General features: G+C 45.0%; 15 protein-coding genes. 7 read left to right on the forward strand and 8 right to left on the reverse strand.

Annotated features, from left to right (window positions below):
- Nucleotide 1: 1 nt before the first annotated feature.
- On the reverse strand, nucleotides 2-595 hold the full coding sequence (petA, locus tag AC08OG_RS02280) for a ubiquinol-cytochrome c reductase iron-sulfur subunit (RefSeq protein ID WP_292401083.1): 594 nt from the start codon (nucleotides 593-595) through the stop codon (nucleotides 2-4).
- Between the two features lie 169 nt (nucleotides 596-764).
- Nucleotides 765-1,211 carry a plastocyanin/azurin family copper-binding protein gene (locus AC08OG_RS02285; protein ID WP_292401080.1) on the reverse strand — a complete coding sequence of 149 codons (447 nt, stop codon included), beginning with the start codon at nucleotides 1,209-1,211 and terminating at the stop codon, nucleotides 765-767.
- A 731-nt stretch (nucleotides 1,212-1,942) separates the two neighbouring features.
- Here AC08OG_RS02285 and AC08OG_RS02290 point away from each other — a divergent pair.
- The 6 genes from AC08OG_RS02290 (at nucleotide 1,943) to mutT (ending at nucleotide 6,463) form a co-directional block, all read left to right on the forward strand.
- Nucleotides 1,943-2,209: an FmdB family zinc ribbon protein gene (locus AC08OG_RS02290; RefSeq protein WP_292356071.1), complete on the forward strand. Its 267-nt coding sequence runs from the start codon at nucleotides 1,943-1,945 to the stop codon at nucleotides 2,207-2,209.
- An 8-nt stretch (nucleotides 2,210-2,217) separates the two neighbouring features.
- Entirely contained in the window at nucleotides 2,218-2,850 is a 633-nt protein-coding gene (locus tag AC08OG_RS02295) for a DUF502 domain-containing protein (RefSeq protein ID WP_292356073.1), read from the forward strand.
- A gap of 71 nt (nucleotides 2,851-2,921) precedes the next feature.
- On the forward strand, nucleotides 2,922-4,706 hold the full coding sequence (aspS, locus tag AC08OG_RS02300) for an aspartate--tRNA ligase (protein ID WP_292356075.1): 1,785 nt from the start codon (nucleotides 2,922-2,924) through the stop codon (nucleotides 4,704-4,706).
- A gap of 36 nt (nucleotides 4,707-4,742) precedes the next feature.
- A complete protein-coding gene (gene nadA / locus AC08OG_RS02305; protein WP_439502940.1) occupies nucleotides 4,743-5,855 on the forward strand; it encodes a quinolinate synthase NadA in 1,113 nt (370 codons plus the stop codon).
- Between the two features lie 17 nt (nucleotides 5,856-5,872).
- The gene (locus AC08OG_RS02310) at nucleotides 5,873-6,058 is read left to right on the forward strand and encodes a zinc-finger domain-containing protein (protein WP_292356078.1); all 186 of its coding nucleotides are present in this window, start codon (nucleotides 5,873-5,875) and stop codon (nucleotides 6,056-6,058) included.
- Between the two features lie 3 nt (nucleotides 6,059-6,061).
- Nucleotides 6,062-6,463: an 8-oxo-dGTP diphosphatase MutT gene (gene mutT / locus AC08OG_RS02315; protein ID WP_292401073.1), complete on the forward strand. Its 402-nt coding sequence runs from the start codon at nucleotides 6,062-6,064 to the stop codon at nucleotides 6,461-6,463.
- A gap of 55 nt (nucleotides 6,464-6,518) precedes the next feature.
- On the opposite strand, the gene yacG is transcribed toward mutT, so the two are convergent.
- The 6 genes from yacG to pilB all read right to left on the reverse strand — a co-directional run bounded on the left by yacG (nucleotide 6,519) and on the right by pilB (nucleotide 11,974).
- Nucleotides 6,519-6,704, reverse strand: a complete 186-nt coding sequence (yacG, locus tag AC08OG_RS02320; RefSeq protein WP_292356324.1) for a DNA gyrase inhibitor YacG — start codon at nucleotides 6,702-6,704, stop codon at nucleotides 6,519-6,521.
- A gap of 2 nt (nucleotides 6,705-6,706) precedes the next feature.
- Nucleotides 6,707-7,477, reverse strand: a complete 771-nt coding sequence (zapD, locus tag AC08OG_RS02325) for a cell division protein ZapD (protein WP_292356082.1) — start codon at nucleotides 7,475-7,477, stop codon at nucleotides 6,707-6,709.
- 44 nt (nucleotides 7,478-7,521) lie between these two features.
- Nucleotides 7,522-8,130 (reverse strand): dephospho-CoA kinase, encoded by a 609-nt coding sequence (gene coaE / locus AC08OG_RS02330; RefSeq protein ID WP_482929992.1) that lies wholly within the window; start codon nucleotides 8,128-8,130, stop codon nucleotides 7,522-7,524.
- 1 nt (nucleotide 8,131) lies between these two features.
- Nucleotides 8,132-8,887 carry a prepilin peptidase gene (locus tag AC08OG_RS02335; protein ID WP_482929993.1) on the reverse strand — a complete coding sequence of 252 codons (756 nt, stop codon included), beginning with the start codon at nucleotides 8,885-8,887 and terminating at the stop codon, nucleotides 8,132-8,134.
- Between the two features lie 117 nt (nucleotides 8,888-9,004).
- On the reverse strand, nucleotides 9,005-10,252 hold the full coding sequence (locus AC08OG_RS02340) for a type II secretion system F family protein (RefSeq protein ID WP_482929994.1): 1,248 nt from the start codon (nucleotides 10,250-10,252) through the stop codon (nucleotides 9,005-9,007).
- A gap of 3 nt (nucleotides 10,253-10,255) precedes the next feature.
- On the reverse strand, nucleotides 10,256-11,974 hold the full coding sequence (pilB, locus tag AC08OG_RS02345; RefSeq protein WP_292356090.1) for a type IV-A pilus assembly ATPase PilB: 1,719 nt from the start codon (nucleotides 11,972-11,974) through the stop codon (nucleotides 10,256-10,258).
- A 145-nt stretch (nucleotides 11,975-12,119) separates the two neighbouring features.
- Here pilB and lptM point away from each other — a divergent pair, with 145 nt between their 5' ends.
- Nucleotides 12,120-12,248, forward strand: a complete 129-nt coding sequence (gene lptM, locus AC08OG_RS02350; protein WP_292356092.1) for an LPS translocon maturation chaperone LptM — start codon at nucleotides 12,120-12,122, stop codon at nucleotides 12,246-12,248.
- Nucleotide 12,249: the final 1 nt, after the last annotated feature.

Below are 12,249 nucleotides of genomic sequence, written 5' to 3' on the forward strand. Positions count from 1 at the left end.
ATCATGCAGCTCCTTGGGCATCTTCACCAACAATAACAACATTGTCACCTTGGAAATGGTAAGGGGGGACTACAAGGTTGCTTGGTGCAGGAACACCTTGGAAAACCCGTCCGGCTAAGTCAAATCTTGAACCATGGCAGGGGCAAAAGAATCCACCTTTCCAATTTGCGCCAAGATCTTCAGGAGCTATTTCAGGTCGATAGGTTGGGGAACAGCCCAAGTGAGTACAGATACCGACCATTACCATTACTTCTTTACGAATAGAACGTGTTTCGTTCTGCGCATATTCAGGTTGTTGGGTCTGTTCGCTTTGTGGATCACGCAGCTCATCATTTAAGGTTGTTAGCGCATTCAAAATTTCTTCTGAACGGCGGAAAATCCATACCGGTTTGCCACGCCACTCAACCGTTAGTAATTGGCCGGGTTCCAGCTGGCTGATATCAATTTGTACTGGAGCACCAGCCGCTTCAGCTTTGGCACTTGGTGCAATGGATGATACAAAAGGAATGGCTACAGCCACTGCGCCAGCACCGCCTACTACACTAGCTGCGGCTGTTAAAAACCGTCTTTTGCCAGTATCTATAGTGTCACTCATCAGATGAATATCCCCTGATATGTTATTTAATGTGAATCCAGCAGAGCATTATGCCTTGGGATTGCTGAGATAAAACCATTAAATTTTAGCATAGCAAGGAATTTTTTGGATCAAAAAAGCCCGCATTTTCATGCGGGCTTTAGAAAAGCCTCAAAAGGTAGAGTAAGTGTTACTCTCCAACAGCTTTTTGTGTTTTTTTCACAAGCCGTTTCAGGGCACCTTTTGGTTTTGAATCAACGATAGCTTGTAAGTTGGTTGGCTCACCAACAATAATAGAGCCACCCATGCCAGCACCCCAGTGAGGATCACATTTGTACATGTAAACACCTTCAACTGTTAATGGCTGGGTTTGAAAATTTTCGCCCATTTGGGACATAAAACCTTCAGCACCTTCAGGGATATATTGGTGTTCGCCGTCTGAATCAGTGAATGTAGTATTGACCAGATGACCATTCATTTTGTCCCAAGATACAGTATCACCCGGTTGAACTTTGATAACCATTGGGTCAAATGAAGTTAGTGATGCTGATACAACATGATTTTCAGCCATTGCAGCCGCAGAAAACAAAGATGCAGCACCTAATGCAGCCGCGATCAGTGATTTACTATATTTCATGAATATTTCCTCTCTTTATTGAGTTATTTGCCTCAGTGCGGAGCCAGTCTCCCATAATGAAGCTGAACACACACTGAACACATTTAGTTACGTGTTTTAGCACGCTATTTTCTTGGCAGGACAAGCACAAAAACGCCAGACTATACTGACTGTTTATGGGATATGTCCATGGAAAAATGAAAATTTGTGTCATTTAACACAATGTTTTCTCCCTGATTTGAACGCAGCCAACTGCCTGAAATTAATAGAGATGATGATTTAATAAAATTCAGGGTAAAAACTTGGTGGTGTTGATTTTAAATTACTTCCTAATGATCTTATGAAGAGGGGGACGGTCAGTTTCTGCTGGTTACACCCAATTAGTTAAGGTTGGTTGTGAATTATCGCAGTCAGTTATTTACAAGGGATAGCTTCGCTGTTTAATTGATAATAGCCAGCGCTTTTGGATTCAAAGAGTTTTCGGTAGCCGATGCAGGTATCTGACTTGTTAGGCAAATATTACTTGTGATAGCTACTTTTCAACAAAAGATTATGGATGGCAAAGCACTGTCGGGCATATGAATATCCCGGAATGTCCGTTTAGTCGGTTGCCATATTCAGTTACGTTAAAATGCCAAAGACTGAATTCGCAAATTTTCGGTATAATCAACCCCTTTTAAGCTTGAAACAAATATTTCTTGCCGCATTTATAAGCAGCGTTGTTTGTTGATTCATTTTTAGGGAGTAACCTCATGCCGTTTTATGAATATCGCTGTGATGCCTGTAATCATAACTTTGAAGCGTTGCAAAAGATCAGTGATGATGCGTTGGTGGAATGTCCAGCATGTCATCAACCCAACTTGAAAAAGCTGATTTCAGCCGCGGGTTTTCGTCTTAAAGGCCAGGGCTGGTATGAAACAGATTTTAAATCGGGGTCAAAACGGAACCTCGCCGACAGTGGAACCTCAGACAGTTCATCTGCCGCAGCTCATACCTGTGGAACAGGATGCAGTCATTAAAAATTTAAATGCGTAAATATTTAATAGCAGGCCTGCTGGTCTGGATGCCGCTTGGGGTCACTTTTTTAGTGGTCCGGGCGATAGTTGGTTTTTTAGATAAAAGTCTGTTGCTGTTGCCGGACGCCTTTCAGCCCGATAGGCTGCTCGGCTTTCATATTCCCGGTTTGGGAGTATTACTGGCAGTGGCGCTGGTTTTAATCACCGGCATGATAATGGCTAACTTATTGGGGCGTCGATTAGTGGCGTTCTGGGAATCATTACTGGCAAGAATCCCGCTGGTCAGAACGCTTTATTCAGCGGTTAAGCAAATCATGGAAGCGGTGCTGGCAACGGATGCCAAATCGTTTCGAAAAGTATTATTGGTGGAATATCCACGCAAAGGTGTCTGGAGCTTAGCGTTTATGACATCGGATGATCTGGGTGAGGTGCAGGATAAAACCATTGCCAATGTCATCAGCGTGTTTATTCCGACCACACCAAATCCTACCTCGGGGTTTGTGTTGATGGTGCCGGAGTCTGATGTTATTGAATTGGATATGGCGGTAGAAGAGGGGTTGAAAATGATTATTTCGATGGGCGTGGTGGTGCCAAACTCACTAGCCTATCAAAAGAAACGTCAGGATCAGCAGCTCACTGAATAGAAAATTTCGGACACTTTTTATTTATATAAAAGGTGTAGTGTTAAACAGTATTTTTGGATGTTGGAATAATTATGCGTAGCCATTACTGCGGCGATGTAAACGAATCTTTGATTGAACAAACGGTAAAAGTTGCAGGCTGGATGCATCGTCGCCGGGATCATGGTGGGGTTATCTTTATTGATTTGCGTGATCGTGAAGGTCTGGTGCAAATCGTTTGTAATCCGGAAGATGCCGAAAGTTTTGCCGTGGCTGAAAAAGTACGCAGTGAATATGTGTTACAAATTGAAGGTGTGGTTAACCCCCGTCCTGCGGGCAGCGAAAATACCGATTTAAAAAGCGGTAAAATCGAAATCATCGCCAAGCGCGTGACTATTCTGAACAGTTCTGAAACTCCGCCATTCCCTTTGACGGAACAGGCTGAAGTTAATGAAGATATCCGGCTGCGTCATCGTTATATCGATTTACGTCGCCCGGAAATGCTGCAAAAGCTGCGCTTTCGTTCACAGATTATCCGTCAATTACGCCAGTATCTCGACAATCACGGCTTTATGGATATTGAAACACCTATCCTGACCAAAGCCACCCCGGAAGGCGCGCGCGACTATCTGGTCCCAAGTCGTACTCATCCAGGAGATTTCTTTGCATTGCCACAGTCTCCACAGTTATTTAAACAACTGTTGATGGTGGCTGGTATGGATCGCTATTATCAGGTTGTTCGTTGCTTCCGTGATGAAGATTTGCGTGCTGATCGCCAGCCGGAATTCACGCAATTGGATATTGAAACCTCTTTTGTTGAAGAAGAGGATTTAATGCAATTAATGGAAGAAATGATCCGCGATTTGTTTGCCAATGTATTAGAGCAACCGTTACCGAATCCTTTCCCAAGAATGACCTATGCGGATGCTATGGATCGTTATGGCAGTGATAAACCGGATCTGCGAATTCCATTAGAACTCGTTGATGTAAGTGATTTGATGCAGGGAGTTGATTTTAAAGTCTTCTCTGCACCAGCCAATGATGAAAATGGACGTGTGGCTGCTTTACGCGTTCCGGGTGGTAACTCTTTAAGCCGTAAAGAAATTGATGATTACACCAAATTTGTCAGCATTTACGGTGCAAAAGGTCTGGCTTACATTAAAGTGAATGATCTTGCTGCTGGCCGGGAAGGTTTGCAATCACCTATTCTGAAATTCCTACCCGATGATGTGGTTGATGCGATTCTGCAAAGAACGGCAGCTGAAACCGGTGATCTTGTTTTCTTTGGTGCCGATAAAGCTTCAGTTGTGAATGAATCTTTGGGTGCTTTACGTGTCAAAATTGGCCATGATTTAGATATGGTTGAACATGGCTGGCGCCCGTTATGGGTGGTTGAATTCCCGATGTTTGAATGGGATGACAAAACGCAACGCTGGTATGCCTTACATCATCCCTTCACTGCGCCACGTGAGTCAGATATTGATTTATTAAGCAACGATCCAGGCAAGTGCTTGTCCCGTGCGTATGACATGGTATTAAACGGTACTGAATTGGGCGGCGGTTCGATTCGTATTCATAAAACAGATGTGCAGCAGAAAGTATTTGAAATGCTGGGTATTCCTGCTGAAGAAGCGGAAGAGAAATTTGGCTTCCTGTTACAGGCATTGAAATATGGTTGTCCACCGCATGGCGGTTTGGCATTTGGTTTGGACCGTCTGGCGATGTTAATGACGGGCTCAGCATCGATTCGTGATGTAATGGCCTTTCCGAAAACACAATCAGCAGCTTGCCTGTTAACCAATGCACCAAGCCCGGTCAGTGATGAACAGCTTAAAGAATTGAATATTCGTCTGCGTAAAGTGCCAACAGCAGAAGTCTGAGCAAAAAAGCAATAGCGGATTTAAGAGGAAAGCGAAGTGGCTACAAAACTAGCAACAACGGCAATCCCGTTTGAACAATACTTCTCAATTGATGATGAGGCATGCGATCAACGTATAGCTGCCGCTAAACAGAAATTGGGTGATGATTTAGTTATTCTGGGGCATCACTACCAGCGTAATGAAGTTTTCAAACATGCGGATTTTTCAGGTGATTCGCTTAAACTGTCACGCAATGCTGCCGAATCAGACGCTCAGTACATCGTGTTTTGCGGCGTGCATTTTATGGCGGAAGTAGCGGACATTCTTTCCCGTCCTGATCAAATCGCGATTTTGCCCGATCTGGCTGCTGGTTGTTCTATGGCGGATATGGCGAATCGAGTAAATGTTGATCGCGCTTGGCAGGAAATGAGTGAAGTACTTAATCCAGATGAGATGATTACGCCAATCACTTACATCAATTCTGCTGCAGATCTGAAATCCTTCTGTGGTAAACATGGTGGCATTGTCTGTACGTCAACCAATGCCCCCCATGTTTTGGATTGGGCATTTGCTCAGCGCGAAAAAGTCCTGTTTTTCCCCGATCAACACCTTGGTCGTAATACCGGTTATAAAATGGGTATTCCACTCGAAGAAATGGTCGTTTGGGATTTTGATAAGCCTCTTGGCGGTTTGACGCCGGAAGCATTGAAAAAAGCCAAAATTATTTTGTGGAAAGGCTTTTGTTCTGTACATCAGATGTTCCAGCCACAACAAATTGATAACTTTCTGGAAAAATATCCGGAAACCAAAGTCATCTCTCATCCGGAGTGCAGTTTTGAAGTCTGTCAGAAGTCAGATTATGTCGGTTCCACTGAATATATAGTGAACACGATCGCCAACAGTGAACCTAACACGCGCTGGCTGGTGGGTACCGAATTGAATCTGGTGAACCGTTTACATGAACGTTTCCAGGACCAGGGTAAATCGGTGCATTTTATGTCGCCCACTGTCTGTATGTGTTCAACGATGTTCCGTGTTGATCCGCAGCATTTGTTATGGGTATTGGAAAACCTGGTGGAAGGTCATGTGGTGAATCAGGTGTCAGTGGATCCGGTGACTGCCAAAGAAGCCAAACTGGCGCTGGATCGGATGCTCGCCTTACCAATTTAATTCAGGAGTAGCGCGTTATGTCAGAGAGCAAACAAGCCTGTACACAGCGACGCTATGAAGTGAGCAAAAAAGATTTACCCATTAGTTGTCCCATGCCGGATATGCCGGCATGGAATGCCCATCCACGGGTATATCTTGAAATCAAAAGCCATGGTGAAGTGCTGTGTCCATACTGCGGCACGCTATTTGTATTGAAAAATTGATTGATGAAAAAACGTCTACAAGTCGCTGTCGCGATTATTGTTAATAATGATGAACAGGTTTTAATTGCACGCCGTCATGCGCATCAGCATCAAGGTGATCTGTGGGAATTTCCTGGCGGTAAGCGTGAAGCCAATGAAACCCGGTTAGAAGCTGTGCAACGGGAGATTTACGAAGAGGTGGGTTTACAGGTTGAGCAGGCTGAACCTTTAATGCAGATCGTTCATGACTATCCAGAATTGCAGGTTGAGCTTGATGTCTGGTTAGTGACCGAGTTTTCCGGTGACGCAACGGGCAAGGAAGGACAGCCATTAGTGTGGTGTCCATTAGCTGAATTATCGGTAAGGGAATTTCCCGCTGCAAATATGCAGATTATTGAGCGGTTAACTAATCTCTACCTTGTTTAGCAACTAGTGCTCGTTTACAGGCTGGCAGGTGGTTAATGCTGAGCAACAGCAATCGTTAATGAAATGAGTTGGGATCGTCTTCAGGATCAATAACCGGCTCTCCAGGTATGCGGTGATTTCCCGCTGCCCATTCACCCAAGTCAATTAATTTACAGCGCTCACAGCAGAACGGCTTCCATTTGTTGTCATCAATCCATTCAACTTTACGTCCACATTGGGGACAATTTACTTTCAATACCATAATTACATCGTGCAACAGCTAAGCTGAAAATCCGCATCATCATTAATTTGTTGGGGGCGTTGATTAATATCAAACGTCATAAACCGCACCGTGAAACGATGTTTGCCACCACTTATTTCCGGGTAATAAGGCGTGCTTGACGGAATACGAACCCGAATTAACTGGGTTGGCAGATTACTGTCCAGGCTGCGTTGATAAAATCCCTTCTCTGCTTGAGCACCGCTGAAACCGGCACTGCCACGAATCAGTTGCAGCGAAATATTAATCGCTCCGCGTACTGCTACAAACTGTTCCAGCCAGTAATTTAATTGTTGCTGGCGTTGTTCAACAGAGGAATGTTGTAACCAGTAATGGTAGGCAGGTAAATCAAAATCACAGGTGCCGCCGGCAATGCTGGATCGCTGACGGATGCTGTAAAGAAATTCATTTTCTTTTAAAACCTGACCAATGGACGTTTTACGAATCTGCAAGGCATCGAGTGTCTGGTCCAACTCTGCAAGTAATGCATCCAATGTGTCTTTATCAACACCGGGCGAGTTTTCCAACGCTGACAAATTGGTAATCAGCCGTTCAACTTCCTTGGTCACTTCAGACTTCATATCGCCACGCTCAAATACCTGCAACATACTCAACATGGCATCAATGGCTTCACGATGACTCATTTCATCATCATGCTGAATGGCATAATCCACGCGCGCCAACAGAAATTCCAATCTCAGGAATGTTCTTATGCGTTCATTCAGTGGTTGTTCGTATGTGATAACGTCGGACATAGTGTGTTTTTATCATTTACATAAGGTCAGCTTGATGACCAGGATTAATTTTGCGTCGTCTCTGCCAGCTGACAATATAACGCATGCAGTTGAGTAACCTGAAATTTCAATTTTTCAATTCCATCACTATTGTCGATGATATCGTGAGCACATTGCAATCGCTGTTCGCGGTTTGATTGAGCCGCAAGATGTTGAGCAGCTTCTTCAATGGTTAGATTGTCTCGGATTTGCAGACGGGTTAGTTGAGTTTGGTAATCCACATCAACGACCAAAATACGATCCACGCACGACTGCATCTTGGCTTCAACTAACAACGGTACACTCAGAATACAGTAACGGCCTTTGGCATTTGCTGCCTGTTGTAACAGTTGTTGGCGAATTGCTGGATGCAGGATCTGTTCAAGCGTTTTTTTGGCTGCAGCATCCGAGAACAGCATCTTACGTAATGCTGGTCGGTTTAACTGACCACCTGCAAGTACGTAATGATTGCCAAACTGCTCAACAATTTTCTGGTATTGGGTTGTACCAGGCTGGCTCAGTTCGCGGGCAATAATATCGGCATCAATAACGGTAACGCCCAGATCTGCAAATAATGTTGAGACAGTTGATTTGCCTGATGCAATGCCGCCGGTTAGGCCAACCCGAAACACCATCTCAGCTTAATCCGCTCCAATTCAGATATGCGGTACCCAGAGTGTCGCCCCATATCAGCGCCAACCAGCCGGCTGCTGCCAGATAAGGACCAAATGGAATAGGAATATCCCGATGCTGTTGTTTTAACAAAATCAGGCTGATGCCAACCACTGCACCGACTAAAGAGGATAATAAAATAATCATGGGCAACGCCTGCCAACCCATCCAGGCTCCCAAGGCTGCCAGCAGCTTAAAATCGCCATAGCCCATGCCTTCCTTACCTGTGACCAAACGAAAGGCGTGATACACCAGCCAAAGCGCCAGATAACCGGCAATGGCACCAATAACGGCAGAGCTAATATCGGTATAGGTAGCAAACAGGTTAAAGCTGAGACCTAACCACAATAAGGGTAAAGTAATGCTGTCTGGCAACAGTTGATGATCAACATCGATAAAGGTCAAAGCGAGCAGAGCCCAACTAAACAGTAATGCACCTACTACGGCAATGCTGAAACCAAAGTGCCATGCCACCACCGCAGAGATCACTGCAGTGAATAATTCGATCAGCGGATAGCGTTTGGATATTGACGCTTTGCATTCCTTGCAACGACCTTTCAGAGCGAGATAACTGATTACCGGAATATTTTCCAATGCAGTAATCGCATGACCGCAATGCGGACAGCGAGAACGCGGTTTGCTTAACGTAAGTTCATCTGTCTCAGGTTCAGATGTTCCAATCAATTCATGGCACTGTTGGGCCCACTCACGCTGCATCATCAGCGGCAGTCGGTGAATGACTACATTGAGAAAGCTGCCGACCAGTAATCCCAGAATGAAAATACTGGCAATAAAAAAATGCTGGAGGTTTCCAGCAGATAAATTAGCGACATAGGATTAAACGACAGCGCCGAGTTTGAAAATCGGCAAGTACATGGCAATAACCAGTGTACCGATCAATACACCCAGGAAGGCCATGATAAACGGTTCCATCAACGCGGTCATATTATCAACAGCATCATCGACTTCACGTTCGAAAAAATCTGCGACTTTCGCCAGCATCGCATCCAAAGAACCCGATTCTTCACCGATGGAAACCATCTGAATCACCATATTGGGAAACAGCTCGGTATCGGTCATGGCTTTATTTAATTGGGTACCGGTTGAGACATCATCACGCATTTCCAAAGTGGCTTCGTTATAGACGATATTACCCGTGGCACCTGCTACCGAGGTCATCGCTTCCACCATTGGCACACCGGCTTTGAACATAACTGAAAATGTGCGAGCAAAACGGGCAATTGCACCTTTTGTTAATACATCACCAATAACCGGCAGTTTTAATAACATACGATCCATAAAATGCTGAACCTTGCGAGAGCGGCGTCGTGCTGCCATAAAGCCCATCACCGAGCCAATAATGCTGCCGAAAATTAACCACCAGTAATCCTGAAATACCTGGGAAATGCTGATGACCAGTTTAGTAAGGCCAGGCAGGTCCGCACCAAACCCGGTAAACAAAGCCTGGAACTGTGGGATAACAAAGATCATCAAAATCGCCGTCACGATAAAAGCCACCACCATAATGGCAGTTGGATAAACCAGCGCTTTTTTAATCTTCGATTTCAGTGCTTCAGTCTTTTCCTGATATGTCGCGATCTCGTGCAATAAGGCTTCCAGCGTACCGGATTGTTCACCGGCGTTGATAAGACTGATATACAGATCATCAAAATATAATGGGAATTTCGCTAATGACTCCGCCAGACTGGTGCCTGATTCAACATCGGCTTTAATCGCCAGAATCATTTCCTGCATACTGGCATTTTCATGGCCTTCGCCAATAATTTGCAGTGATTGCATCATCGGCACACCCGAAGACATCATGGTGGCCAGCATTCTGCTGAAGATGGCTATGTGAGCCGGTTTGATTTTGGGTTTGCGTGGAGCAAATAAATCCTTGGGTTTACGACGTACTTTGTCCGGCATAATACCTTGACGACGTAAATCTGCGCGAACGGCCTGAATACTTTCACCGGCCTGTTCACCTTTAACCTTGCGGCCGGCTTTATTTGTTCCTTGCCAGATAAACAGGGTCGGTAATTCGGCTTTTTTAGGTTTAAGTTTAGCTTTAGCTGCTGTGGCCACGGTTTATTCCTTAATGACGCGGTTAATCTCTTCCAAGCTGGTTAATCCGGCCATGACTTTTTTCAAACCGGAAGCCCGTAAATCTGCAATACCCTCAGCTTTTGCCTGATCCGCCAGTTGCATGGAGTTACCGCCTTCCATAATCATTCTTCCCATTGCATCCGAGACTGGCATTACCTGATATATACCAACACGACCTTTATACCCCTCGGTGCATTGATCGCAACCTACAGCACGGTAAACTTTGAAATCTGTCGCAATTTGCTCCGGTGTGTAACCTTCTTCGATCAGCGTTTCTTTTGGTAACGGTTCCACAGTTTTACAATGCTGACATAGGCGACGCGCCAGACGCTGGGCAATAATCAACGTTACTGCAGAAGCAATGTTAAATGCCGGTACACCCATATTGGCGAGGCGGGTCAAAGTTTGTGGAGCGTCATTGGTATGTAGCGTTGAAAACACCATATGACCAGTCTGCGCAGCTTTAATGGCAATTTCAGCGGTTTCCAGATCGCGGATCTCACCCACCATGATTACGTCAGGATCCTGACGTAAGAAGGCTCTTAAACATTCAGTAAACCCCAGCCCGATCTGCGGATGTACATTGACCTGATTGATACCTGGCAGATTTATCTCTGCAGGGTCTTCTGCTGTAGAGATATTTCGATCGTCAGTGTTGAGAATATTTAAAGCGGTATACAAGGAAACGGTTTTACCACTACCTGTTGGACCGGTGACTAGCACCATGCCATAGGGTTTATGCATGGTCTCAAGAAAGATTTTTTTCTGATCTTCCTCATAACCCAATGCATCAATACCTAGTTGGGCGCTAGTAGGATCCAGAATACGCAGTACGATTTTTTCGCCGAACAGGGTCGGGCAGGTGCTGACACGAAAATCGATGGCTTTCGATTTGGAAATTTTCAATCGCATCCGGCCATCTTGGGGTACCCGACGTTCAGCAATATTCATTCTAGACAGGACTTTCAGCCGTGCAGCAATGCGTCCGCCAAGCACTACGGGTGCCGTTTTGGTTTCATGGAGAATGCCATCAATACGCACCCGAACACGGTATTTTTTCTCGTAGGGTTCAAAGTGAATATCCGAGGCACCGGCTTTGATCGCCTGAGTCAGAATACCGTTGATAAATCTGACAACAGGAGTGTCATCGATATTTTTTTCAGTGAGTTCAGCGCCACGATCAGCATCATCATCCGGACCCAGATCAATATCATCTAGCTCAGCATCATCAAAATCATCCAGAACCTGGTTTTTGTTATCCAGTGCTTTTTCAATGGTAACGGATAATTTCTGTTCATCGACCAGAACAGGGTAAGTATTCAGTGCGGTGTTGAACTGGAATTCGTCCAGGGCCTGAAGATTGGTAGGATCGGACACGGCCACATAAAGACGTTTACCACGTTGAAACAATGGTAGGGCATTATGCTGACGGATGAGTTTTTCCTGGAACAGGCTGGTAGGCGCAAGTTCCATATTCATACTGTCCAGGTCAAATAAAGGAACGCCAAATTCCTGAGAGGCAATGGCACCGATAACATCACTATCAAGCAGTTTGTTATTGACCAGATAGGTCACAAAGGATTGTGAAGCCTGTTTAGCCGTAACCTGAGCAGTTTGTGCCTGCTCCTCACTCAGCAACCCTTCACTTACAAGTCGTCTTGCAAGACCGCTTAGTCTGATTGGTGCTGTCATATTTGCCATTACAGGACGCTATTCCTTAATATAAAGCTAATTTTAAATGCACTTATAATATGTAAGTTAAATAATAAATTCTAGTTTCCAATGTGGGTCAGTTGCCAGTATTCCTGTGTATACTGCCTGCCTTTACAGCATCGGGGAAGACATCATGCGAAAAATTTCTGGCTGGAAAACTCTGGCGATCATCCTGTGTACCATAGGAATACTGACCTCATGCGGCCTGAAGGGTGATTTATACCTGCCTGAAGGAAACGCTAATACTGTGAAGGTTGCCTAAA

This window comes from Methylophaga sp. F7, from assembly GCF_056863975.1.

What these genes read in the sequence shown, in the direction of transcription:
- AC08OG_RS02285 (WP_292401080.1), bottom strand. Translation starts at nt 1,211, where the DNA reads ATGAAATATAGTAAATCACTGATCGCGGCTGCATTAGGTGCTGCATCT.
- pilB (WP_292356090.1), bottom strand. Translation starts at nt 11,974, where the DNA reads ATGGCAAATATGACAGCACCAATCAGACTAAGCGGTCTTGCAAGACGA.
- aspS (WP_292356075.1), top strand. Translation starts at nt 2,922, where the DNA reads ATGCGTAGCCATTACTGCGGCGATGTAAACGAATCTTTGATTGAACAA.
- yacG (WP_292356324.1), bottom strand. Translation starts at nt 6,704, where the DNA reads ATGGTATTGAAAGTAAATTGTCCCCAATGTGGACGTAAAGTTGAATGG.
- AC08OG_RS02290 (WP_292356071.1), top strand. Translation starts at nt 1,943, where the DNA reads ATGCCGTTTTATGAATATCGCTGTGATGCCTGTAATCATAACTTTGAA.
- petA (WP_292401083.1), bottom strand. Translation starts at nt 595, where the DNA reads ATGAGTGACACTATAGATACTGGCAAAAGACGGTTTTTAACAGCCGCA.
- AC08OG_RS02295 (WP_292356073.1), top strand. Translation starts at nt 2,218, where the DNA reads ATGCGTAAATATTTAATAGCAGGCCTGCTGGTCTGGATGCCGCTTGGG.
- lptM (WP_292356092.1), top strand. Translation starts at nt 12,120, where the DNA reads ATGCGAAAAATTTCTGGCTGGAAAACTCTGGCGATCATCCTGTGTACC.
- zapD (WP_292356082.1), bottom strand. Translation starts at nt 7,477, where the DNA reads ATGTCCGACGTTATCACATACGAACAACCACTGAATGAACGCATAAGA.
- mutT (WP_292401073.1), top strand. Translation starts at nt 6,062, where the DNA reads ATGAAAAAACGTCTACAAGTCGCTGTCGCGATTATTGTTAATAATGAT.
- AC08OG_RS02310 (WP_292356078.1), top strand. Translation starts at nt 5,873, where the DNA reads ATGTCAGAGAGCAAACAAGCCTGTACACAGCGACGCTATGAAGTGAGC.
- coaE (WP_482929992.1), bottom strand. Translation starts at nt 8,130, where the DNA reads ATGGTGTTTCGGGTTGGCCTAACCGGCGGCATTGCATCAGGCAAATCA.
- AC08OG_RS02335 (WP_482929993.1), bottom strand. Translation starts at nt 8,887, where the DNA reads ATGATGCAGCGTGAGTGGGCCCAACAGTGCCATGAATTGATTGGAACA.